Annotated in this window: 21 protein-coding genes; all 21 read left to right on the forward strand. The window is 70.1% G+C overall.

Annotated elements, in window-relative coordinates:
* A partial coding sequence (locus EHS43_RS03305; protein WP_125189004.1) for an RNA degradosome polyphosphate kinase occupies positions 1 to 1621 on the forward strand: 1621 nt, incomplete at its 5' end.
* Positions 1602 to 2486, forward strand: coding sequence for a DALR anticodon-binding domain-containing protein (locus EHS43_RS03310; protein WP_125189005.1), 885 nt, complete (start codon positions 1602 to 1604; stop codon positions 2484 to 2486). The genes EHS43_RS03305 and EHS43_RS03310, both read left to right, overlap by 20 nt.
* A 16-nt stretch (positions 2487 to 2502) precedes the next feature.
* The gene (gene lysA, locus EHS43_RS03315; protein ID WP_125189006.1) at positions 2503 to 3894 is read left to right on the forward strand and encodes a diaminopimelate decarboxylase; all 1392 of its coding nucleotides are present in this window, start codon (positions 2503 to 2505) and stop codon (positions 3892 to 3894) included.
* A gap of 147 nt (positions 3895 to 4041) precedes the next feature.
* Positions 4042 to 5334 (forward strand): homoserine dehydrogenase, encoded by a 1293-nt coding sequence (locus tag EHS43_RS03320; protein ID WP_125189007.1) that lies wholly within the window; start codon positions 4042 to 4044, stop codon positions 5332 to 5334.
* Between the two features lie 6 nt (positions 5335 to 5340).
* Entirely contained in the window at positions 5341 to 6399 is a 1059-nt protein-coding gene (gene thrC / locus EHS43_RS03325) for a threonine synthase (RefSeq protein ID WP_125189008.1), read from the forward strand.
* Positions 6400 to 6658: 259 nt separating this feature from the next.
* Entirely contained in the window at positions 6659 to 7588 is a 930-nt protein-coding gene (gene thrB, locus EHS43_RS03330) for a homoserine kinase (protein ID WP_125189009.1), read from the forward strand.
* A gap of 408 nt (positions 7589 to 7996) precedes the next feature.
* Positions 7997 to 10033, forward strand: a complete 2037-nt coding sequence (rho, locus tag EHS43_RS03335) for a transcription termination factor Rho (protein ID WP_125189010.1) — start codon at positions 7997 to 7999, stop codon at positions 10031 to 10033.
* Positions 10034 to 10155: 122 nt separating this feature from the next.
* Complete coding sequence (locus tag EHS43_RS03340; RefSeq protein WP_260470366.1) at positions 10156 to 11970, forward strand: trypsin-like serine protease; 1815 nt, start codon at positions 10156 to 10158, stop codon at positions 11968 to 11970.
* Positions 11971 to 12177: 207 nt separating this feature from the next.
* A complete protein-coding gene (locus EHS43_RS03345) occupies positions 12178 to 13284 on the forward strand; it encodes an LCP family protein (RefSeq protein WP_125189011.1) in 1107 nt (368 codons plus the stop codon).
* A 140-nt stretch (positions 13285 to 13424) separates the two neighbouring features.
* Entirely contained in the window at positions 13425 to 13643 is a 219-nt protein-coding gene (rpmE, locus tag EHS43_RS03350) for a 50S ribosomal protein L31 (protein WP_007384712.1), read from the forward strand.
* A 103-nt stretch (positions 13644 to 13746) separates the two neighbouring features.
* Positions 13747 to 14823 (forward strand): peptide chain release factor 1, encoded by a 1077-nt coding sequence (prfA, locus tag EHS43_RS03355; RefSeq protein ID WP_125189012.1) that lies wholly within the window; start codon positions 13747 to 13749, stop codon positions 14821 to 14823.
* A 35-nt stretch (positions 14824 to 14858) separates the two neighbouring features.
* The gene (gene prmC / locus EHS43_RS03360; protein WP_125189013.1) at positions 14859 to 15704 is read left to right on the forward strand and encodes a peptide chain release factor N(5)-glutamine methyltransferase; all 846 of its coding nucleotides are present in this window, start codon (positions 14859 to 14861) and stop codon (positions 15702 to 15704) included.
* Between the two features lie 52 nt (positions 15705 to 15756).
* Positions 15757 to 16404 carry an L-threonylcarbamoyladenylate synthase gene (locus EHS43_RS03365; protein WP_125189014.1) on the forward strand — a complete coding sequence of 216 codons (648 nt, stop codon included), beginning with the start codon at positions 15757 to 15759 and terminating at the stop codon, positions 16402 to 16404.
* On the forward strand, positions 16401 to 17072 hold the full coding sequence (locus EHS43_RS03370) for a protein-tyrosine-phosphatase (RefSeq protein ID WP_125189015.1): 672 nt from the start codon (positions 16401 to 16403) through the stop codon (positions 17070 to 17072). Before EHS43_RS03365 ends, EHS43_RS03370 begins: the two co-directional genes overlap by 4 nt.
* Positions 17073 to 17216: 144 nt before the next feature.
* A complete protein-coding gene (gene glyA, locus EHS43_RS03375) occupies positions 17217 to 18458 on the forward strand; it encodes a serine hydroxymethyltransferase (protein WP_125189016.1) in 1242 nt (413 codons plus the stop codon).
* Positions 18459 to 18587: 129 nt separating this feature from the next.
* Entirely contained in the window at positions 18588 to 19895 is a 1308-nt protein-coding gene (locus EHS43_RS03380) for an MraY family glycosyltransferase (RefSeq protein ID WP_125189017.1), read from the forward strand.
* Positions 19896 to 20202: 307 nt separating this feature from the next.
* The gene (locus EHS43_RS03385; RefSeq protein ID WP_125189018.1) at positions 20203 to 20634 is read left to right on the forward strand and encodes a hypothetical protein; all 432 of its coding nucleotides are present in this window, start codon (positions 20203 to 20205) and stop codon (positions 20632 to 20634) included.
* Between the two features lie 207 nt (positions 20635 to 20841).
* Entirely contained in the window at positions 20842 to 21684 is an 843-nt protein-coding gene (gene atpB, locus EHS43_RS03390) for a F0F1 ATP synthase subunit A (RefSeq protein WP_185806094.1), read from the forward strand.
* Positions 21685 to 21761: 77 nt separating this feature from the next.
* Positions 21762 to 21992 (forward strand): ATP synthase subunit C, encoded by a 231-nt coding sequence (locus EHS43_RS03395; RefSeq protein ID WP_020136565.1) that lies wholly within the window; start codon positions 21762 to 21764, stop codon positions 21990 to 21992.
* 42 nt (positions 21993 to 22034) lie between these two features.
* Positions 22035 to 22586, forward strand: coding sequence for a F0F1 ATP synthase subunit B (locus tag EHS43_RS03400; protein WP_174269236.1), 552 nt, complete (start codon positions 22035 to 22037; stop codon positions 22584 to 22586).
* Positions 22583 to 23398 carry a F0F1 ATP synthase subunit delta gene (locus EHS43_RS03405; protein ID WP_125189020.1) on the forward strand — a complete coding sequence of 272 codons (816 nt, stop codon included), beginning with the start codon at positions 22583 to 22585 and terminating at the stop codon, positions 23396 to 23398. The genes EHS43_RS03400 and EHS43_RS03405 overlap by 4 nt, the downstream gene beginning before the upstream one ends.
* Positions 23399 to 23419 lie beyond the last annotated feature (21 nt).

Here is a 23419-nt window from a genome sequence, read left to right on the forward strand (position 1 = left end):
GTACATCTCCGGCCTGTCCCTGAACCTGGCCGTGATCGTGCGCAACCCGGTCAACGGCAACCGCCACTTCGCCCGGGTCAAGGTCCCCCCGCTGCTGTCCCGCTTCCTGGAGTCCTCCCCCGGCCGCTACGTCCCCATCGAGGACGTCATCGCCGCCCACCTGGAGGAGCTGTTCCCGGGCATGGAGGTGCTGGAGCACCACACCTTCCGGGTCACCCGCAACGAGGACCTGGAGGTCGAGGAGGACGACGCCGAGAACCTCCTCCAGGCCCTGGAGAAGGAGCTCATGCGGCGCCGCTTCGGCCCGCCGGTGCGCCTGGAGGTCGAGGAGTCCATCGACCGCGAGGTGCTCGACCTGCTGGTGCGCGAGCTGAAGATCTCCGAGGCCGAGGTCTACCCGCTGCCCGGCCCTCTCGACCTCACCGGCCTCTTCCGCATCGCGGGCCTCGACCGCCCCGAGCTGAAGTACCGCAAGTTCGTCGCCGGCGTCCACCGCGACCTGGCCGAGGTCGAGTCGGCGTCCGCGCCCGACATCTTCGCCGCCCTGCGCACCCGTGACGTGCTGCTGCACCACCCGTACGACAGCTTCTCCACGTCCGTCCAGGCCTTCCTCCAGCAGGCGGCCGACGACCCGGACGTGCTGGCCATCAAGCAGACGCTGTACCGCACCTCGGGCGACTCCCCGATCGTCGACGCCCTCATCGACGCCGCCGAGGCCGGAAAGCAGGTCCTCGTCCTGGTCGAGATCAAGGCCCGCTTCGACGAGCACGCCAACATCAAGTGGGCGCGCAAGCTGGAGGAGGCCGGCTGCCATGTCGTCTACGGCCTCGTCGGCCTGAAGACCCACTGCAAGCTGTCCCTGGTGGTCCGTCAGGAGGGCGACACACTAAGGCGGTACAGCCACGTCGGCACCGGAAACTACCACCCGAAGACCGCCCGGCTGTACGAGGACCTCGGCCTGCTCACCGCCGACCCGCAGGTGGGCGCGGACCTCTCCGACCTGTTCAACCGGCTGTCCGGCTACTCCCGCCGCGAGACCTACCGCCGCCTCCTGGTGGCCCCCAAGTCCCTTCGCGACGGCCTCATTTCCCGAGTGAACAAGGAAGTCCAGCACCACCGCGCAGGACGTCCGGCCTTCATCCGCATCAAGGTCAACTCCATGGTGGACGAGGCGCTCATCGACTCGCTCTACCGCGCGTCCCAGGCGGGTGTGCCGGTCGACGTGTGGGTGCGCGGCATCTGCGCGATCCGCCCGGGTGTCACGGGCATGTCGGAGAACATCCGGGTCCGCTCGATCCTCGGCCGGTTCCTCGAACACTCCCGGGTCTTCGCCTTCGGCAACGGCGGCGAGCCCGAGGTGTGGATCGGCAGCGCCGACATGATGCACCGCAACCTCGACCGCCGGATAGAGGCGCTGGTCCGCGTCACCGACCCGGCCCACCGGGCGGCGCTGAACCGGCTGCTGGAGACCGGCATGTCCGACACCACCGCGTCCTGGCACCTCGGCCCGGACGGCGAGTGGACCCGGCACGCCACGGACGCGGACGGCCAACCCCTGCGCAACGTCCAGGAGATGCTCATAGACGCCCGGAGGCGCCGGCGTGGCACAGCAACACCTTGAACCGACGGACCCCCTGTCCGGGCACGTCGGGCCGTCAGGCGTCCCCGCCGGGGACGCCCTGGCGGGCTATCTGCGGTCCCAGGCAACGGAGTTCCTCCGCGCCCTGCGCCAGCACCGCGAATCCGGCGGTGCTGCGGCGGGCGCCGAGGACCCGGCCGACGCGGCCCGGGCCCTGCGCCGCTCGGTGCGCCGCATCAGCGCCAGCCTCCACACCTTCCGCCCCGTCCTCGACCCCGACTGGTCGGAGTCGCTGCGCCCCGAACTGGCCTGGCTGTCCGGCACCCTGGGCATGGAGCACGCGTACGAGTCCCGGCTGGAGCGGCTGCTGCTGGCGCTGCACAGGCTCTCGGGAGCGGTCTTCCCCGCACAGCCCCGCTCGGCCGGCACCACCCCGGCCCCCGCTCCGGACCGCGGCAACCTGACCGTGGGCGCGGCGAAGGCGAGCGCACTCCTGGACCGCCAGCTCACCCACGCCCGCACCCGGGCCCTCAGCCGCAACGCCGCCGACCTGGGCTTCCACGCCGAGCCCGGGGACGTGGACCCACGGGGGGACACCAGAGCAGTCGTACGGGAACCCGGTGTACGGCAGACACCCGTACACGACGCGACCCCCCTACGCCACGCCCTCGCCGATCACCCCCGTGTCCTCCAGGCCGCCGCCGCGCACCACGCTCCCGACCGCCTGGCCCGGCATCTCGTCGTCGTCGCCGATGCCGTGCTGCCGTTTCTCGTCGCCGTCCTTCCGCGTGGTGCGGAGAAACCCTCGGCCGCCCACCGTGCCCGGCTCGCGCTCGCCGAAGCCGCCGGGGCGGTGCTGGCCGGTGGCCTGTCCCTGCTCGGCATCGACGCACCCGAACACCTCTAGAGAGCCAGTCAAGAAGATGAGCCGTTCCGCACATCCCGCCGGGCCCCGGCACGCCGACGTCCTTCCCGAGGGCCACTACTCCGCCCCGCCCGCCGACCTCAACACCCTCGATCCCAAGGTCTGGGCGCAGACCGTCGATCGCAACGAGGACGGTGTCGTCACCGTCGGCGGCATCGACGTCAAGGCCCTCGCCGAGGAGCACGGCACGCCCGCTTACGTCATCGACGAGGCCGACTTCCGGGCCCGGGCGCGGGCCTGGCGCACCGCCTTCGGCCATGACGCCGACGTCTTCTACGCGGGCAAGGCGTTCCTGTCCCGCGCCGTCGTGCGCTGGCTGCACGAGGAGGGGCTCAACCTCGACGTGTGCTCCGGGGGCGAGCTCGCCACCGCGCTCTCCGCCGGCATGCCCGCCGACCGCATCGCCTTCCACGGCAACAACAAGTCGACGGAGGAGATCCGCCGCGCGATCACCCAGGGTGTCGGACGTATCGTCCTCGACTCGTTCCAGGAGATCGTCCGGGTCGCGCACATCGCGCGTGAGCTCGGCACGCGGCAGCGCGTCCAGATCCGGGTCACCGTCGGCGTCGAGGCGCACACCCACGAGTTCATCGCGACCGCCCACGAGGACCAGAAGTTCGGCATCCCGCTGGCCGGCGGGCAGGCCGCCGAGGCCGTGCGGCGCGCCCTTCAGCTCGACAGCCTCGAACTCATCGGCATCCACTCCCACATCGGGTCGCAGATCTTCGACATGTCCGGCTTCGAGGTCGCCGCGCACCGCGTGGTCGGGCTGCTCAAGGACGTCCGTGACGAGCACGGTGTCGAGCTTCCCGAGATCGACCTCGGGGGCGGGCTGGGGATCGCGTACACCTCCGACGACGACCCGCGCGAGCCCCACGAGATCGCCAAGGCGCTGACGGAGATCGTCACCCGTGAGTGCGAGGCCGCCCGGCTGCGGACCCCGCGCATCTCCGTCGAGCCGGGGCGGGCCATCGTCGGTCCCACCGCGTTCACGCTCTACGAGGTCGGCACCGTCAAGCCCCTCGACGGGCTGCGCACCTACGTCTCCGTCGACGGCGGCATGTCGGACAACATCCGCACCGCGCTGTACGACGCCGAGTACACCGTGGCCCTGGTGTCCCGGACCTCCGACGCCGCGCCCATGCTCGCCCGGGTCGTCGGCAAGCACTGCGAGAGCGGGGACATCGTGGTCAAGGACGCGTTCCTGCCGGCCGACCTGGCACCGGGTGACCTCATCGCCGTACCGGCGACGGGCGCCTACTGCCGTTCCATGGCGAGCAACTACAACCACGTGCTGCGCCCGCCGGTCGTCGCCGTCAGCGGCGGCGAGTCCCGGGTGATCGTGCGCCGTGAGACGGAAGATGACCTTCTGCGGCTCGACGTCGGATAAACCCCCGCAGACCAGGAACGGAAGATCTACGGTCTTCCGCCCCCGGACAAATGAAATAGATGTCTCATAATCCGGACGAGGGGCAGAAACTCCCGTCCGGTGAGTGAGACTGGTTCCACCGTAGACGGTATGAGGAAACGAGGTCGGATGATGCGTACGCGTCCGCTGAAGGTGGCGCTGCTGGGCTGTGGAGTGGTCGGCTCAGAGGTGGCGCGCATCATGACGACGCACGCTGACGACCTCGCCGCCCGGATCGGGGCCCCCGTGGAGCTCGCGGGGGTCGCGGTACGGCGGCCCTCCAAGGTGCGCGAAGGCATTCCGCAGGAACTCGTCACGACCGACGCCACCGCCCTCGTCAAACGCGGGGACATCGACGTCGTCGTGGAGGTGATCGGGGGCATCGAGCCCGCGCGCTCCCTCATCACCACCGCCTTCGAGCACGGCGCCTCCGTCGTCTCCGCCAACAAGGCGCTCCTCGCCCAGGACGGCGCCGCCCTGCACGCGGCGGCCCAGAAGGCCGACAAGGACCTCTACTACGAGGCCGCCGTCGCCGGTGCCATCCCGCTGATCCGCCCGCTGCGCGAGTCCCTGGCCGGCGACAAGGTCAACCGGGTGCTCGGGATCGTCAACGGGACCACCAATTTCATCCTCGACAAGATGGACTCGACCGGGGCCGGGTACCAGGAAGCCCTCGACGAGGCCACCGCCCTCGGGTACGCCGAGGCCGATCCCACCGCCGACGTCGAGGGGTTCGACGCCGCCGCCAAGGCCGCCATCCTCGCCGGGATCGCCTTCCACACGCGCGTGCGTCTCGACGACGTCTACCGCGAGGGCATGACCGAGGTCACCGCCGCCGACTTCGCCTCCGCGAAGAACATGGGCTGCACCATCAAGCTGCTCGCCATCTGCGAGCGTGCCGAGGACGGCCGGTCCGTCACCGCGCGCGTGCACCCCGCGATGATCCCGCTCAGCCACCCGCTCGCCTCCGTGCGCGGCGCCTACAACGCCGTGTTCGTCGAGTCCGACGCCTCCGGCCAGCTGATGTTCTACGGCCCGGGCGCGGGCGGCGCTCCCACCGCCTCCGCCGTCCTCGGCGACCTGGTCGCCGTCTGCCGCAACCGGCTCAGCGGCACGACCGGCCCCGGTGAGTCCGCGTACGCCGCCCTGACCGTCTCGGGCATGGGCGAGGTCGTCACGCGCTACCACATCAGCCTGGACGTGGCCGACAAACCGGGTGTTCTCGCCCAGGTCGCCACCGTGTTCGCCGAGCACGGGGTGTCCATCGATACCGTTCGGCAGCAGGGGAAGGACGGCGAGGCGTCTCTCGTCGTCGTCACGCACCGCGCGTCCGACGCCGCCCTGGGCGGGACCGTCGAGGCGTTGCGCAAGCTCGACACCGTGCGGGGTGTCGCCAGCATCATGCGGGTTGAAGGAGAGTAACCAGCAATGACCCACCAGTGGCGCGGAATCATCGAGGAGTACCGGGACCGGCTGCCCGTCTCCGACACCACGCCGGTCGTGACGCTCCGCGAGGGCGGCACGCCCCTCGTGCCCGCGCAGGTGCTCTCCGAGCGCACCGGGTGCGAGGTCCACCTCAAGGTGGAGGGCGCCAACCCCACCGGGTCCTTCAAGGACCGCGGTATGACCATGGCCATCACGCGGGCCAAGGAGGAGGGCGCCAAGGCGGTCATCTGCGCCTCCACCGGCAACACCTCGGCCTCCGCCGCCGCCTACGCCGTCCGCGCGGGCATGGTCTCCGCCGTGCTGGTGCCGCAGGGCAAGATCGCGCTCGGCAAGATGGGCCAGGCGCTCATCCACGGCGCGAAGATCCTCCAGGTCGACGGCAACTTCGACGACTGCCTCACCCTGGCCCGCGCGCTGAGCGACAACTACCCGGTGGCCCTGGTCAATTCGGTCAACCCGGTGCGCATCGAGGGCCAGAAGACGGCCGCCTTCGAGATCGTCGACATGCTCGGCGACGCGCCCGACATCCACGTCCTGCCGGTCGGCAACGCCGGCAACATCACGGCGTACTGGAAGGGCTACAAGGAGTACGCCGCCGACGGCGTGGCCGCCCGGACCCCCCGGATGTGGGGCTTCCAGGCCTCCGGCAGCGCCCCGATCGTGCGCGGCGAGGTCGTCAAGGACCCGTCGACCATCGCCACCGCGATCCGCATCGGCAACCCGGCCTCCTGGAACTACGCCCTCGCGGCGCGGGACGAGTCCGGCGGGTTCATCGACGAGGTGACGGACCGTGAGATCCTGCGCGCCTACCGGCTGTTGGCCGCTCAGGAGGGTGTCTTCGTGGAGCCCGCCTCCGCCGCCTCCGTGGCCGGTCTGCTGAAGGCCGCCGAGCAGGGCAAGGTCGACCCGGGCCAGAAGATCGTGTGCACGGTCACCGGCAACGGCCTCAAGGACCCCGACTGGGCCGTCGCGGGCGCCCCGCAGCCGGTCACCGTCCCGGTCGACGCGGCGACGGCGGCCGAGCGCCTCGGGCTCGCGTAACAGCGCGCGGCACCCCTGACCGGCGTACGGCAGGGGCTTCCCCACCGGGGGTGCACAGGGGGCTTACGACACGCATCGTGCGCCTCCTGTGCGCCCTATGTCGCCACAGAACCTTCCTTCGATAGGCTGTACCGAACCCGCCCGCTGCATATGCCCTCGCGTACAGCGGGGTGCCGCGTCGTCTCCGCGGTCGGCAGGGTCTTCGTTCGTCATCGAATGTCATTCGACAATCACGCAGCTCAAGGAGAGTCATCGAGAGATGGCCGGTCCCGCCTTCCGCGCCGCCGCCGTCCGGGTGCGCGTCCCCGCCACCAGCGCCAACCTCGGCCCGGGCTTCGACGCCCTGGGCCTCTCGCTGGGGCTCTACGACGACGTCGTCGTCCGGGTGGCCGACTCAGGGCTGCACATCGACATCGCGGGAGAGGGCAGCGAGACACTCCCGCGTGACGAGAACCACCTGCTCGTACGGTCCCTGCGCACCGCGTTCGACCTGCTGGGCGGCCAGCCGCGCGGCCTGGAGATCGTCTGCGCCAACCGCATCCCGCACGGCCGCGGCCTCGGCTCCTCCTCGGCCGCCATCTGCGCCGGGATCGTCGCCGCCCGCGCCGTGACCATAGGCGGCGAGGCCCGGCTCGACGACACCGCGCTGCTGGAGCTCGCCACCGAGATCGAGGGCCACCCCGACAACGTGGCCCCCTGTCTGCTCGGCGGCTTCACCCTCGCCTGGATGGAGGCCGGTGCCGCCCGGGCGATCAGGCTGGAGCCGCACGATTCCGTCGTTCCGGTGGTTTTCGTGCCCGGAAAGCCCGTCCTGACCGAGACTGCGCGCGGACTGCTCCCGCGCACCGTGCCGCACGTCGACGCCGCCGCCAACGCCGGCCGTGCCGCGCTGCTCGTCGAGGCCCTCACCAGGCGCCCCGAGCTGCTGCTGCCGGCCACCGAGGACCGTCTCCACCAGGAGTACCGCGCCCCCGCCATGCCGGAGAGCGCCGCACTGGTGGAGCGGCTGCGGGCCGACGGAGTCCCGGCAGTCATCTCGGGAGCGGGGCCCACCGTGCTCGCACTGGTCGACGCGGACAGTGCCGACAAGGTGGCCCATCTGGCGGGTGAGGGCTGGGCCGCCAACCGGCTGGACCTCGACGCCCAGGGAGCCTGTGTGCTCCCGCTCGCGGCCGCCAGTGACATCTGAGATCCGGCGTGTGCCGGATTTCGAGAGGGGGAATGTTTGTTGGATCCGGTAGTGTTAATCTCAAGTCTGCACCCGACCCCACCATGGCGAGGTGCTTCACGTCCCCGTCCGGGACAGACATTCTTCCGGGAGCCTCCCAAGCCGCACTGCGTTCCGCACGACGTACATGGGCAGTACCTCGTACGCGAGCACTGAGCGACTTGCCGGGCACGCTCCGGAACCGGTGTGACCAAGCCACGTGACACGGACACTCAGTGCCACGGCTCTCGGAAGCGCCGTCACCACATTCCTCCGCCGTTCAGGCGGACCACCGCCCCGGCACGGTCCACAAGGATGGGACCGACGTCGGACAGCACAAACGGTCGCCGAGCCAGACAGGCCGACGTCCGCTCCAGGGAAGGACCCTTCGTGAGCGACACCACCGATCTGATGGGCGCACGTGTCGAGGAGACCGCTGCCGCGCCCGCCACGGACGCCTCCGCGCCTGCCACCGGTGCCGGCTCCCGGCGGCGCCGCGGTACCGGCCTCGACGGCATGGTGCTGGCCGAGCTGCAGCAGGTCGCATCCGGCCTCGGTATCAAGGGCACCGCGCGTATGCGCAAGAGCCAGCTGATCGAGGTCATCAAGGAGGCGCAGGCCGGGGGAGGTGCCGCGGCTCCCAAGGCCGCGTCCTCGTCCGCCGGCGACGCCGCCGAGACCAAGCCGAAGCGCCGCGCCACCTCCAAGGCCCGTACGGGCGATGCCGCCGAGAAGAAGGCGGAGGCGGGCGCCGAGGCCCCCGCCGAGAAGGCCGTGGCCCAGCAGCAGATCGAGATCCCCGGCCAGCCGGCCGCCGAGCGCGGCGGGGACGAGGCTCCCACCGAGCGCCGCCGTCGGCGCGCCACCGCCGAGGCCGGCGCCCCGTCGGGCAGCCCCGAGACCGTCGCGGCCGAGGCGAAGAGCGAGCCCAAGGCCGAGACGCCCGCGCAGCAGCCGCAGGGCGACGCCGGTGACGGCGAGGGCCGTGGCCGCCGCGACCGCCGTGACCGCGGCCGTGAGCGCGGAGACCGTGGTGAGCGCGGAGACCGTGGTGACCGCGGTGACCGTCGCAAGAGCGACGACCAGCAGGGCCAGGGCGGCCAGCGCCAGCAGCAGAACCAGCAGCAGGGCGGCGGCCGTCAGGACCGCCAGCAGCGCGACAACGGTCCGCAGGACGACGACGACTTCGAGGGTGGCCGCCGCGGTCGCCGGGGCCGTTACCGGGACCGTCGCGGCCGCCGTGGGCGTGACGAGATGGGCGGCCCCGAGCCGCAGATCAACGAGGACGACGTCCTGATCCCGGTCGCGGGCATCCTGGACATCCTCGACAACTACGCCTTCATCCGGACCTCGGGCTACCTGCCCGGCCCGAACGACGTGTACGTCTCCCTCGCCCAGGTCCGCAAGAACGGCCTGCGCAAGGGCGACCACATCACCGGCGCGGTCCGTCAGCCCAAGGACGGCGAGCGGCGCGAGAAGTTCAACGCGCTGGTGCGGCTGGACTCCGTCAACGGCATGGCGCCCGAACACGGCCGCGGCCGCCCGGAGTTCAACAAGCTCACCCCGCTGTACCCGCAGGACCGCCTCCGCCTGGAGACGGACCCGGGCGTACTGACCACGCGCATCATCGACCTCGTCGCGCCGATCGGTAAGGGCCAGCGCGGTCTGATCGTGGCCCCGCCGAAGACCGGCAAGACCATGATCATGCAGGCGATCGCCAACGCGATCACGCACAACAACCCCGAGTGCCACCTGATGGTCGTCCTGGTCGACGAGCGTCCGGAAGAGGTCACCGACATGCAGCGGTCGGTCAAGGGCGAGGTCATCTCCTCGACCTTCGACCGCCCGGCCGAGGACCACACCACGGTCGCCGAGCTCGCCATCGAGCGCGCCAAGCGGCTGGTGGAGCTGGGCCACGACGTGGTCGTGCTGCTCGACTCGATCACGCGTCTGGGCCGTGCGTACAACCTGGCCGCGCCCGCCTCCGGCCGCATCCTGTCCGGTGGTGTCGACTCGACCGCCCTGTACCCGCCGAAGCGCTTCTTCGGTGCGGCCCGCAACATCGAGGACGGCGGCTCGCTGACCATCCTCGCCACCGCCCTGGTGGACACCGGGTCCCGCATGGACGAGGTCATCTTCGAGGAGTTCAAGGGCACCGGCAACGCCGAGCTCAAGCTCGACCGCAAGCTCGCCGACAAGCGGATCTTCCCGGCGGTGGACGTCGACGCGTCCGGTACCCGTAAGGAAGAGATCCTGCTCGCCCCGGACGAGCTCGGGATCGTCTGGAAGCTGCGCCGGGTGCTGCACGCCCTCGACCAGCAGCAGGCGGTGGAGCTGCTTCTCGACAAGATGAAGCAGACCAAGTCGAACGCCGAGTTCCTGATGCAGATCCAGAAGACGACGCCGACGCCGGGCAACGGCGACTGACGTCAGCTGATTCGAAAGAGGGCCGCCCCCCGACACTCGGGGGGCGGCCCTCTTTGGTTTAGTATCGCGCTCTTCGGTCGAATGATCGATCTCCGAACTTCTGATCCCTTGGGGGGACTTGCATGGGTATATCCCTGTCCGGAGGCGCCGGCCGGCACAGACGGCGCGCGTGGATCGCGCTGCCCGTCGCCGTGGCCGCAGCGCTGCTGGCCACCTCGGCGAGCGCCGCCACCGTGGTGTCCGAGCCGCAGCCGTCCGCGCCCGCCGCCGCGGCCACGCCCTCGCCCTCGCGGGCCGAGCTGAAGCAGCGGGTCGCCGAGGCGGCCGCGGCCGTGGACCGCACGCGCACCGCGACCCGGACGCCGTCGAGCGGTGGCACGGTCGACTCCACCATCTCGCCGATGATCATCGGCGGTACGACGACCACCATCTCCTCGGCCCCGTGGATGGCCCAGCTCTGGTACGTCGACGACAAGGGCACCACGGACACCGGCGACGACACCGGCTTCTTCTGCGGCGGCGCGGTCGTCGCGCCGACGAAGATCCTCACCGCCGCGCACTGCGTCAAGGGCGCCGACTGGGCCAAGCACGGCTTCGCGGTCACCGGGGCCACCCAGCTGCTCTCCGAGAACGGCGACCTGCACGGCGGCACCGCCACGGGCGCGCTGCGGCAGTGGTACCACCCGTCGTACAACCCGGACACCATCGACAACGACATCGCGGTGCTGACCCTGGCGGTCCCCGTCAAGGCCACCCCGATCCGCATGACGACGTCGACCGACACCGCCTCCTACGACCCCGCCACCACCGGCGCCAAGACCGCCAAGGTCTACGGCTGGGGCCGTACCAGCTCCACCAGCGACGCCATCTCCCCGACGCTGAAGACGGCCACGCTGCCCATCAAGTCGGACACGACCTGCGCCGCGGCCTACGGCTCCTGGTTCATCAAGGGCCACATGACCTGCGCGGGCCCGCCCGCCAGCGGCAGCGACTCCGGTACGACCGCCATCTGCAGCGGTGACTCCGGCGGCCCCCTCGTCGTGAACGGGCGGATCGTCGGCGTCGTCTCCTGGAACGTCACCGACTGTGTCGCCAAGGGCGCCTACAGCGTCTTCACCAAGGTCAGCAAGTACGTCGGCGCCGCCTACCCGCGGGTCGACGACACCAACCTGAACTTCGACCACAAGGCCGACCTGTGGGTGCGCAACTCCTCCACCAAGGTCGGCTACGAGCTGGACTCCAAGGGCACGACCCTGGCCGCCCGGCAGTCCTGGGGCGACTGGAACGGCGTGAACCTCGTCCGGCAGACCGACCTCAATCGGGACGGCTACCAGGACCTCATGTACCGCGTCTCCGCCACCGGTGACGTCTACTGGCTGCGGTTCGTCCCGTCGTCCACCGGCGGAGCCTGGGCGGCCCCCAAGAAGGTCTTCACCGACTGGCGCACCCGCACCCGGATCGTCACCCCCGGCGACGTCACCGGCGACTACAAGCCCGACCTGCTCTCCGTGGACTCCGCGGGTGTCCTGTGGATCTACCCGGGCAAGGGCGACGGCAGCTTCGCGACCCGGGTCAGGGTCGGCGGCGGCTGGAGCCAGTACAACCAGCTGCTCGGCCACGGCGACTTCACCGGCGACGGCAAGGCGGACGTGCTCGCCCGCAACAAGACCACCGGCGACCTGTACCTGTACAAGGGCACCGGCACCTCCGGCACGGGCGTCTTCGCGGCCCGCGTGAAGGTGCGCACCAACTGGAGCGGCTACAACGCCTTCGACGCCGTCGGTGACATCACCGGCGACGGCCGGGCCGACCTCGTGGCCCGCACCCCCGGCGGCACGCTCTACCTGTACAAGGGCACCGGCAAGGCGACCAGCGAGATCTTCGCCACAAGGACCAGCATGGGAACCGGTTTCCAGCAGTACGACATCTTTGGCTGAAACCGCTGGTGAGCAGGGCGTGCCGAACGCCTGATGTGACGTGCTGTGACCACTGCTTCACGTGGTGGTCACAGCGCGTTGTGCAACCCTTTCTCGAGTTTCGCCGTCTGACCAGGCGGAGCGAACATGGTGCGGTACGGGTCTTTTTCTGACCACGTCTGACCCTGAAAACAGGGGGTAACCGACCGGACGAGATTCGAGGAGCACATGTCAGCCGAGAGCACGCCGATACCCGGAAAACCGGGTGGCAAGGGACGTCGTCGCAAACCCCGCAGCACGGGGCGCAAGGGCCTGCTGGTCGCCGCGTGGGTCGCCGCGGGGATCGTGGTGGTGGGCGGCACCGGCGCCGGCTACGTGTACTTCAAGCTCAACGGCAACCTCAAGAGCGTCGACATCGACCAGGCCCTCGGCACCGGCCGGCCCGCCAAGGCCGACAACGGCTCCGAGAACATCCTCGTCCTCGGCTCGGACACCCGCTCCGGTTCCAACAAGGAGCTCGGCGGCGGCACCGACGACGGCAGTGCCCGCTCCGACACCGCGATGATCATCCACGTGTACAAGGGCCACAAGAAGGCCACCGTGGTCTCCATCCCGCGCGACACCCTGATCGACCGCCCGGAGTGCACCGACACCGACGGCAAGGAGCACGACGGCGCCAGGGACGTCATGTTCAACTCCGCGTACACCACCGGTGGCGCGGCCTGTGCCGTCAAGACCGTCGAGGCCATGACCGACATCCGCATGGACCACTACCTGGAGGTCGACTTCAGCGGCTTCGAGAAGCTGGTCGACGAACTCGGCGGGGTCACGGTCACCACGACCAAGGACATCAAGGACACCGACAGCCACCTCGACCTCAAGGCCGGCACGCACGAGCTCACCGGTGCCCAGGCCCTCGGTCTCGTCCGCACCCGGCACGGCGTCGGCGACGGCTCCGACCTCGGCCGCATCCAGCTCCAGCAGGCCTTCATCAAGGCGCTGGTCAAGCAGGTCAAGAGCGTCGGCGTGCTGACCAGCCCCAAGAAGCTGTACGACCTCGCCGACACCGCCACCAAGGCCGTCACCGCCGACTCCGACCTCGGCTCGGTCAACTCCCTGGTCTCCTTCGCGAGCGGCCTCAAGGGCATCAGCCCGTCGGACATGACCATGGTCACCATGCCGGTCCGCTACGACCCGGCCAACCCGAACCGGGTCCTCGTGCAGGAGACCAAGGCCCGGCAGATCTGGACGGCCCTGGAGAACGACCGGCCGGTCCCGAGGTCCGCCACCGAGGGCACGGCCACCGGCCAGGCCAAGGGCGTCGTGACCTCCTGAGGCTCCCGGGGGAATAGATCGCGGCGCCCCCTCGTTTTGGGGGATGCGGCCAGTGCTGGCAGACTGGTACGTCGGCCCCGGTTCACGCTCCCGCAAGCCCGCGGTGGCGACCCGGCGCCCTCCCGGAACTAGGAGACACCTTGAAGCGCGACATCCACCCCGAGTACGTCGAGACGCAGGTCAGCTGCACCTGTGGCGCGTCGTTCACCACCCGCAGCACGATCTCCAGCGGCACCATCCGTGCCGAGGTCTGCTCCGAGTGCCACCCGTTCTACACGGGCAAGCAGAAGATCCTCGACACCGGTGGCCGTGTGGCCCGCTTCGAGGCCCGCTTCGGCAAGGCTGCTGCCAAGAAGTAGCGAGCCACCAGCGCCGGTCCACGCCGCACTCCTCGGAGTGCGCCGGGACCGGCGTTTTTGGTCGCCCGCCCGCCCTCTGTCTTACGCAGTTCAGGAGCCCAAGATGTTCGAGGCCGTCGAGGAACTCGTCGGTGAGCACGCCGACCTGGAGAAGAAGCTCGCCGACCCGTCGGTCCACTCCGACCAGGCCAACGCGCGCAAGCTGAACAAGCGCTACGCCGAGCTCACCCCGATCGTCGCCACGTACCGCTCCTGGAAGCAGACCGGCGACGACGTCGAGACGGCGAAGGAGTTCGCCGCCGACGACCCCGACTTCGCGGCCGAGGTCAAGGAGCTGGAGCGGACGCGCGAGGAACTGACGGAGAAGCTGCGGCTGCTCCTCGTCCCGCGCGACCCCAGCGACGACAAGGACGTCATCCTGGAGATCAAGGCGGGGGCGGGCGGCGACGAGTCCGCGCTGTTCGCCGGCGACCTGCTGCGCATGTACCTGCGCTACGCCGAGCGCGTCGGCTGGAAGACCGAGATCATCGACGCCACCGAGTCCGAGCTGGGCGGCTACAAGGACGTCCAGGTCGCCGTGAAGACCAAGGGCGGCCAGGGCGCCACCGAGCCCGGACAGGGCGTGTGGGCCCGCCTGAAGTACGAGGGCGGGGTGCACCGGGTGCAGCGCGTGCCGGCCACCGAGTCCCAGGGCCGTATCCACACCTCCGCGGCCGGTGTCCTCGTCACGCCCGAGGCGGAGGAGGTCGACGTGGAGATCAACCCCAACGACCTCCGCATCGACGTCTACCGCTCCTCCGGGCCCGGCGGGCAGTCCGTCAACACGACCGACTCCGCCGTGCGCATCACCCACATTCCCACCGGAGTCGTCGCCTCCTGCCAGAACGAGAAGAGCCAGCTGCAGAACAAGGAGCAGGCCTTGCGTATCCTGCGCTCCAGGCTGCTCGCGGCGGCGCAGGAGGAGGCGGAGCGCAATGCCGCCGACGCCCGGCGCAGCCAGGTCCGCACCGTCGACCGCTCCGAGAAGATCCGCACCTACAACTACCCGGAGAACCGCATCTCGGACCACCGGGTCGGCTTCAAGTCGTACAACCTGGACCAGGTCCTGGACGGCGACCTCGACGCGGTGATCCAGGCCTGCGTCGACGCGGACTCGGCAGCCAAGCTGGCGGCCGCGTAAGACACGTACGACCGAGTACGACACGGAGGACTTGCGTGAACCTGCTGCTCGCAGAGGTGGCCCAGGCCACCCAGCGGCTGGCCGACGCCGGCGTGCCCTCGCCGCGCAACGACGCGGAGGAGCTCGCCGCGTTCGTGCACGGCGTGAAGCGGGGCGAGCTGCACTCCGTGAAGGACGCGGACTTCGACGCCCGCTACTGGGAGACCATCGCGCGCCGTGAGCAGCGCGAGCCGCTCCAGCACATCACCGGCCTCGCCTACTTCCGGTACCTCGAACTCCAGGTGGGGCCGGGGGTGTTCGTGCCCCGGCCCGAGACCGAGTCCGTGGTCGGGTGGGCCATAGACGCCGTCCGCGCGATGGACGTCGTCGAGCCGTGCATCGTCGACCTGTGCACCGGCTCCGGCGCCATCGCGCTCGCGCTCGCCCAGGAGGTGCCGCGCTCCCGCGTGCACGCCGTGGAGCTGTCCGAGGAAGCCCTCAGGTGGACCCGTAAGAACGTCGAGGGGTCGCGGGTCGACCTGCGCCAGGGCAACGCGCTGGACGCCTTCCCCGACCTCGACGGCCATGTCGACCTGGTCATCTCCAACCCGCCGTACATCCCGCTCACCGAGTGGGAGTACGTCGCCCCCGAGGCGCGGGACTACGATCCCGAACTCGCCCTGTTCTCCGGCGAGGACGGCCTCGACCTCATCCGCGGTCTGGAACGCACCGCGCACCGGCTCCTGCGCCCCGGCGGTGTCGTCGTCATCGAGCACGCCGACACCCAGGGCGGCCAGGTGCCGTGGATCTTCACCGAGGAGCGGGGCTGGGCCGACGCGGCCGACCACCCCGACCTCAACAACCGCCCCCGGTTCGCCACGGCCCGCAAGGCCCTGCCGTGAGCGCGCCGCACCCTTCCATCCCGCAGTACGTGTACGAGGAGGCCCGCTAGATATGGCACGGCGATACGACACCAACGACGCGACCGACCGCACGACCGGTCTGCGCGAAGCCGCGTCCGCCGTCCGCCGTGGCGAGCTCGTGGTCCTCCCGACCGACACGGTGTACGGCATCGGCGCCGACGCGTTCTCCTCCGAGGCCGTGCACGACCTCCTGGAGGCCAAGGGCCGGGGCCGCAACATGCCCACCCCCGTGCTGATCGGCTCCCCGAACACCCTCCACGGTCTCGTCACCGACTTCTCCGAGCTGGCCTGGGAACTCGTCGACGCCTTCTGGCCGGGCGCGCTCACCCTCGTCGCCAAGCACCAGCCGTCCCTTCAGTGGGACCTGGGCGACACCCGGGGCACGGTGGCCGTGCGGATGCCGCTGCACCCCGTCGCCATCGAGCTGCTGACCGAGGTCGGCCCCATGGCGGTCTCCTCCGCCAACCTCACCGGCCACGCCTCGCCGGAGAACTGCGACGCCGCGCAGGAGATGCTCGGCGACTCGGTCTCCGTCTACCTCGACGGCGGCCCGACCCCCGGCAATGTCCCCTCCTCGATCGTCGACGTCACCCGCGAGGTGCCCCTGCTGCTGCGCGCGGGCGCGATCTCCGCGGACGAGCTCAGGAAGGTCGTACCCGACCTCGAGGTGGCGAATTGACGGCCCCTGACGCGGGGCGTGGCATATGGGACGGGGAAGAGACGCGGACCTTCACAGGGCTCCCGCGGGACAGCTTCCGCATCCTCCACGTCAGCACCGGCAACGTCTGCCGCTCGCCGATCACCGAGCGGCTGACCCGGCATGCCCTGGCGGACCGGCTCGGCGACCCGCTGTGGGGCGGCCTGGTCGTGGAGAGCGCGGGGACCTGGGGCCATGAGGGCGCGCCCATGGAGGCCAACGCGGAGACCGTGCTGGCCGAGTTCGGCGCGGACCCGTCCGGCTTCACGGGGCGCGAGCTGCTGGACGAACACGTGATCATGGCGGACCTGGTCCTGACCGCGACCCGTGACCACCGCCAGCAGGTCATCTCCATGGGCCACTCGGCGGGTCTGCGCACCTTCACCCTGAAGGAGTTCACCCGTCTGGTGAAGGCGATAGACCCGGCGACCCTGCCGCCCCTGGAGGACGGCCTGGTGACCCGCGCACGCGCCCTGGTCCGCGCGGCTGCCGCGCTACGCGGGTGGCTCCTGGCCCCGACCGCCGAGGCCGACGAGGTCTTCGACCCGTACGGAGCCCCGCTGCCCTTCTTCCGTTCGATCGGGGACGAGATAAACGAGGCGCTGGACCCCGTGGTCACGGCGCTGACGGGGGTTCCTGCGCGCATGTGACGGGGGACGGGGCTGAACGAGGCACCACTGGATCCGGTCGTCACCGCGCGCACGGGTGCACCCGCGAGGACGTGACGACCGGGCACCCGGCGGGCCCCGGGCCTACATTGGTCGTACGTCACCGTCGACGCCCCGGAGCCCACCATGTCGGTCACCCATGCGCCCCAGACCACTGACGTCCTCGCGCGCCAGGACCCCGAGCTGGCCGGGATCCTGCTCGGGGAGCTCGACCGGCAGTCCTCGACCCTCCAGCTCATCGCCGCCGAGAACTTCTGCTCGCCGGCCGTCCTGGCGGCGCTCGGCTCCGCGCTGGCCAACAAGTACGCCGAGGGCTACCCGGGCGCCCGGCACCACGGCGGCTGCGAGATCGTCGACCTCGCCGAACGGCTCGCCGTGGAGCGGGCGAAGGCCCTGTTCGGCGCCGACCACGCCAACGTCCAGTCCCACTCCGGCTCCTCGGCGGTCCTCGCCGCCTACGCCGCTCTGCTGCGCCCCGGCGACACCGTCCTCGCCCTCGGCCTGCCCTACGGCGGCCACCTGACCCACGGCTCGCCCGCCAACTTCTCCGGCCGCTGGTTCGACTTCGTCCCCTACGGCGTCGACGCCGAGACCGGGCTCATCGACCACGACCAGGTGCGCACCCTCGCCCGCAGCCACCGGCCCAAGGCGATCGTGTGCGGCTCCATCGCCTACCCCCGGCACATCGACTACGCCTTCTTCCGCGAGGTCGCCGACGAGGTGGGCGCCTACCTCATCGCCGACGCCGCCCACCCCATCGGGCTCGTCGCCGGGGGAGCGGCGCCCAGTCCGGTGCCATACGCCGATGTGGTGTGCGCCACCACGCACAAGGTGCTGCGCGGACCCCGCGGCGGCATGATCCTGTGCGGCGCCGAGCTGGCAGAGCGGGTCGACCGGGCCGTCTTCCCGTTCACCCAGGGCGGTGCGCAGATGCACACCATCGCCGCGAAGGCCGTCGCGTTCGGCGAGGCGGCGACACCGGCGTTCGGCGCGTACGCCCATCAGGTGGTCGCCAACGCGCGGGTGCTCGCCGCCGCGCTGGCCGACGAGGGGCTCGTGGTCACCACCGGCGGGACCGACACCCACCTGGTGACCGCCGATCCGGCGCCGCTCGGCGTCGACGGGCGCACGGCGCGGGGACGGCTCGCAGCCGCCGGGATGGTCCTCGACTGCTGTGCGCTGCCTCACGCGGACAGCCGCGGACTGCGCCTGGGGACGGCCGCCGTCACCACCCAGGGCATGGCCGAGAAGGAGATGGAACGGATCGCCGCCCTGCTCGCGGGGGTGGTGCGGGGCGAGGCCGAGAGCGCCCGGGCACGTGAAGAAGTGCGGGACCTGGTCGTCGGATTTCCGCCGTATCCGGCCTGAGCGGGGGTATCCGCACCTGCGGGCACAGCCGCACGTGCAACCATCGGCTCTACCCGGAAGTCCACAACCATATGCGTGCGTCGCTAGGGTGTGGGGCTGAGATGGCCAGCGAGACCTGTGGGGAAGCCTGTGCGTGAATACCTGCTGACGCTCTGCATCACGGCCGCGGTGACGTATCTGCTGACAGGGCCGGTACGGAAGTTCGCGATCGTGGCCGGAGCGATGCCGGAGATCAGGGCCCGTGACGTGCACCGGGAACCGACTCCGCGGCTCGGCGGTATCGCCATGTTCTTCGGACTGTGCGCGGGCCTGCTGGTCGCCGACCATCTGACCAACCTCAGCGAGGTCTTCGAGAAGTCGAACGAACCGCGCGCGCTGCTCTCCGGTGCGGCCCTGATCTGGCTGATCGGTGTCCTGGACGACAAGTTCGAGATCGACGCCCTGATCAAGCTGGGCGGTCAGATGATCGCCGCGGGCGTGATGGTCATGCAGGGTCTGACGATCCTGTGGCTGCCCATCCCCAGCGTCGGCTCGGTCGCGCTGACCCAGTGGCAGGGCACCCTGCTGACGGTCGCGCTCGTCGTCATCACCATCAACGCGGTGAACTTCGTCGACGGCCTCGACGGCCTCGCGGCCGGCATGGTCTGCATCGCGGCGGCGGCGTTCTTCCTGTACGCCTACCGGATCTGGTACTCGTACGGCATCGAGGCGGCCGCCCCGGCGACGCTCTTCTCGGCGATCCTGATGGGCATGTGCATCGGCTTCCTGCCGCACAACATGCACCCGGCGCGCATCTTCATGGGCGACTCCGGCTCGATGCTCATCGGCCTGGTGCTGGCCGCGGGCGCGATCTCCATCACCGGGCAGATCGACCCGGACGCGCTGAAGCTGTTCGCCGGGTCGGAGAAGGCGGCCGTGCACCAGACGGTTCCCGTCTACATCCCGCTGCTGCTGCCGCTGACCATCATCGCGGTGCCGGCCGCCGACCTGATCTCGGCCATCGTGCGGCGCACCTGGCGCGGCCAGTCGCCGTTCGCCGCCGACCGCGGGCATCTGCACCACCGGCTCCTGGAGATCGGGCACTCGCACAGCCGGGCCGTGTGGATCATGTACTTCTGGTCGGCGCTGATCGCCTTCGGCTCGCTGGCCTACTCGGTGAACTCCGCGTCCATGTGGATCGTGCTCGGCGTGGTGTTCCTCAGCGCGATCGGTCTCGTCCTGCTCCTGCTGCCGCGCTTCACCCCGCGCGCCCCGATGTGGGCCCAGCACATCGTGCCGCCGCGCTACCGCCGCCATCGCCGGGCCGCGGCCGCGGAGTGCGTGGAGGTGGAACAGCGCGCCCCGGTCGCCGTGGGAGTGGCGGGTGTCAACGGGGCGACCGCGCTGAGCGCCCGGTCGTCCGTCCCGGAGCGGCGTAAGGCCGAGACGTCGCGCTGACGCCCAAGGTAAGAATCTGACTAAAGCATTGCCAACGCGTGGGAGTTCAGCGGGGCGACAAATCGCTCCTATAGCAGACAAGTCGGCCGCGTTCCCGCACAGACGCGCACCTTCACTCTCATGTGTGACAGTGGGCACACCTTCTAGGTAAAGACCGCATCAAATAGTTTGTGATACGGTTCACGAGAACCCGGGACAGAGCCGAAGGACCGCAGTGCGACGGTCTCTTGGCGTGAGGATCCCTCTCAGCCCGGGACTACGCTCGTCCATGACGACACACCCCCCCTTTGAAAGCGGAGTTGCCGCCATGCCGTCCAACGACGTCCGGATCCTGGCTCAGGCCGCCGTGCCCACGGCCGCCGTCGGCGCGATCGCCGCCGTGGTCAGTGGTGTGGTCGCCGGTGGCAAGGGCGCGATCGGGGCGGGAGTGGCGACGCTGGTCGTGATCCTCTTCATGGGCATCGGCCTCTACGTCCTGCAGCGCACTGCCAAATCGCTTCCGCACCTCTTCCAGGCGATGGGCCTGATGCTCTACACGGCTCAGATCCTGCTGCTGTTCGTCTTCGTCGCGGTGTTCAAGAACACCACGCTGTTCCACCCCAAGGCTTTCGCTCTCACGCTCGTCGTCGGCACCCTGACCTGGATCGCCGCACAGACACGCGCCCACATGAAGTCCAAGATCCTCTACGTCGAACCCGATTCGGGCACCAAGCCCGAAAAAACGGGGCACTCGTCGTGAGAGGTAGGGCCGGGATAAATGCGACTGAGAGACCCTGCTATCGTCCGGTGCCAACTGCGGCATCGCGGGCGCGGGCATCCGAGCTGACGCCTGCTCGAACGCGAGGCTCGATGCCCCCCGGCCGCCCCCACATCCGTTACACCAGTCCCGTGCCGAACTGCGGCCTACCGCCGCGCCGACACAACGAGGTTGCCGTACCTATGCGCCATGACGAAGGAGCCCGCGGTGAGTGCTGACCCGACGCAGACGCTCGCTTTCGACACGAGCTGTCACCTGTTCGACGGGTGTGGCTTCCCGGCTCCGGGCCTGCACTCGTTCATGTTCGAGCCCCTGTGGGGCGACGCGGACGGCAACGGCCTCTACTTCAACAAGCCGATGCTGCTGGCCCTGCTCGGCTCGATCATCGTCGTGGGCTTCTTCTGGGCCGCCTTCGCCCGGCCGAAGCTCGTCCCCGGCAAGCTCCAGATGATCGCCGAGGCCGGCTACGACTTCGTCCGCCGCGGCGTCGTCTACGAGACGATCGGCAAGAAGGAGGGCGAGAAGTACGTTCCGCTCGCCGTCTCGCTCTTCTTCTTCATCTGGATGCTCAACCTGTGGTCGATCATCCCCGTCGCCTCCTTCCCGGTGACGTCGATCATCGCGTACCCGGCCGTCCTCGCCGCGATCGTCTACGTCACCTGGGTGTCGCTGACCTTCAAGCGGCACGGTTTCGTGGGCTTCTTCAAGAACGTGACCGGCTACGACAAGTCGCTCGGCGCGGTGCTCCCGCTGGCCATGGTCATCGAGTTCTTCTCGAACCTGCTGGTCCGTCCGTTCACGCACGCGGTGCGACTGTTCGCGAACATGTTCGCCGGCCACACCCTGCTGCTGCTCTTCACGATCGCCAGCTGGTACATGCTCAACGGCATCGGCATCGCCTACTCCGGCGTCTCGTTCGTGATGGTCATCGTGATGACGGCCTTCGAGCTCTTCATCCAGGCGGTCCAGGCGTACGTCTTCGTCCTCCTGACCTGCACCTACATCCAGGGCGCGCTCGCCGAGCACCACTGAGCACCGCCCCCGCCACACCCCCAGAGACATCCGGTGGCCAACCCCCACCGGTCACTGAAAGAGAAGGAAGAACCGGCATGTCCGCTCTCCAGACCCTCGCTGCGGTCGACGGCAACCTCGGCTCCATCGGTTACGGCCTCGCCGCGATCGGCCCGGGCGTCGGCGTCGGCATCATCTTCGGCAACGGCACCCAGGCTCTCGCCCGCCAGCCCGAGGCGGCCGGCCTCATCCGCGGTAACCAGATCCTCGGCTTCGCGTTCTGTGAGGCGCTGGCCCTCATCGGCCTCGTCATGCCGTTCGTCTACTAAGACGAACCACGACGACAGCCCCATTCGACGAAAGGCACTGATGTGAACCACGCACTGGTTCAGCTGGCGGCCGAGGCGGAGAAGGAGAATCCCCTCATTCCGCCGTGGCCGGAGCTCGTCATCGGCCTGATCGCCTTCGTCATCGTCTTCGGCTTCCTCGCCAAGAAGCTCCTCCCGACCATCAACAAGGTTCTGGAAGAGCGTCGCGAGGCCATCGAGGGCGGTATCGAGAAGGCCGAGGCCGCGCAGACCGAGGCCCAGAGCGTCCTTGAGCAGTACAAGGCACAGCTCGCCGAGGCCCGCCACGAGGCCGCGCGCCTGCGCCAGGAGGCTCAGGAGCAGGGCGCCACGCTCATCGCCGAGATGCGCGCGGAAGGCCAGCGGCAGCGCGAGGAGATCGTCGCCGCCGGTCACGCGCAGATCGAGGCGGACCGCAAGGCCGCCGCGTCCGCGCTGCGCCAGGACGTGGGCAAGCTCGCCACCGACCTGGCCGGCAAGCTGGTCGGCGAGTCCCTCGAGGACCACGCCCGGCAGAGCCGCGTGATCGACCGCTTCCTCGAGGACCTCGAGGAGAAGGCCGAGGCCGCGCGATGAACGGAGCGAGCCGCGAGGCCCTGGCAGCCGCACGCGAGCGTCTCGACGCGCTGACGGACTCGACGTCCGTGGACGCCGGCTCGCTCGCCGACGAGCTGGCCGCCGTCACCGCGCTGCTCGACCGCGAGGTGTCGTTGCGTCGGGTCCTGACCGACCCGGCGCAGGCCGGCGAGGCCAAGGCCGAACTGGTCCAGCGTCTGCTCGGCACCCAGGTCGGCGGCCCCGCCGCGGACCTCGTCGCCGGCATGGTGCGCTCCCGCTGGTCGCAGTCCCGCGACCTGGTGGACGCGCTGGAGGACCTGGCGAACATCGCCGATCTCACCGCCGCGCAGCAGCGGGGCAAGCTCGACAACGTCGAGGACGAGCTGTTCCGGTTCGGCCGGATCGTCGCCTCGAACACCGAGCTGCGCGCCGCGCTGACCAACCGCTCCGCGACGGCCTCGGCCAAGCGCGAGCTGCTCGGCAGCCTGCTCGGCGGCCGTGCCGATGCGACGACCGAGCGTCTGGTGACGCGCCTTGTGGCCGCGCCCCGGGGACGTAGCCTGGAGTCGGGACTGGAGTCCCTGTCCAAGCTCGCCGCCGAGCGCCGGGACCGCATGGTGGCCGTCGTCACCTCGGCGGTTCCGCTGAGCGACCTGCAGAAGCAGCGTCTGGGCGGTGCCCTGGCGAAGCTCTACGGCCGCCAGATGCACCTCAACCTCGACGTGGACCCCGAGGTCCTCGGCGGGATCCGGGTGCAGGTCGGTGACGAGGTCATCAACGGCTCGATCGCGGACCGCATCGAGGACGCCGGCCGCCGCGTGACGGGCTAGCAGCAACTTCATAGCAGTACG

Source organism: Streptomyces sp. RP5T (genome assembly GCF_003933965.1).
Taxonomy (GTDB): domain Bacteria; phylum Actinomycetota; class Actinomycetes; order Streptomycetales; family Streptomycetaceae; genus Streptomyces.

Bases quoted from the DNA above. Each gene is read 5' to 3' on its own strand.
- lysA (WP_125189006.1), top strand. From the start codon at position 2,503: ATGAGCCGTTCCGCACATCCCGCCGGGCCCCGGCACGCCGACGTCCTT.
- EHS43_RS03320 (WP_125189007.1), top strand. From the start codon at position 4,042: ATGATGCGTACGCGTCCGCTGAAGGTGGCGCTGCTGGGCTGTGGAGTG.
- thrC (WP_125189008.1), top strand. From the start codon at position 5,341: ATGACCCACCAGTGGCGCGGAATCATCGAGGAGTACCGGGACCGGCTG.
- thrB (WP_125189009.1), top strand. From the start codon at position 6,659: ATGGCCGGTCCCGCCTTCCGCGCCGCCGCCGTCCGGGTGCGCGTCCCC.
- EHS43_RS03340 (WP_260470366.1), top strand. From the start codon at position 10,156: ATGGGTATATCCCTGTCCGGAGGCGCCGGCCGGCACAGACGGCGCGCG.
- EHS43_RS03345 (WP_125189011.1), top strand. From the start codon at position 12,178: ATGTCAGCCGAGAGCACGCCGATACCCGGAAAACCGGGTGGCAAGGGA.
- prfA (WP_125189012.1), top strand. From the start codon at position 13,747: ATGTTCGAGGCCGTCGAGGAACTCGTCGGTGAGCACGCCGACCTGGAG.
- EHS43_RS03365 (WP_125189014.1), top strand. From the start codon at position 15,757: ATGGCACGGCGATACGACACCAACGACGCGACCGACCGCACGACCGGT.
- glyA (WP_125189016.1), top strand. From the start codon at position 17,217: ATGTCGGTCACCCATGCGCCCCAGACCACTGACGTCCTCGCGCGCCAG.
- EHS43_RS03385 (WP_125189018.1), top strand. From the start codon at position 20,203: ATGCCGTCCAACGACGTCCGGATCCTGGCTCAGGCCGCCGTGCCCACG.
- atpB (WP_185806094.1), top strand. From the start codon at position 20,842: ATGACGAAGGAGCCCGCGGTGAGTGCTGACCCGACGCAGACGCTCGCT.
- EHS43_RS03395 (WP_020136565.1), top strand. From the start codon at position 21,762: ATGTCCGCTCTCCAGACCCTCGCTGCGGTCGACGGCAACCTCGGCTCC.
- EHS43_RS03405 (WP_125189020.1), top strand. From the start codon at position 22,583: ATGAACGGAGCGAGCCGCGAGGCCCTGGCAGCCGCACGCGAGCGTCTC.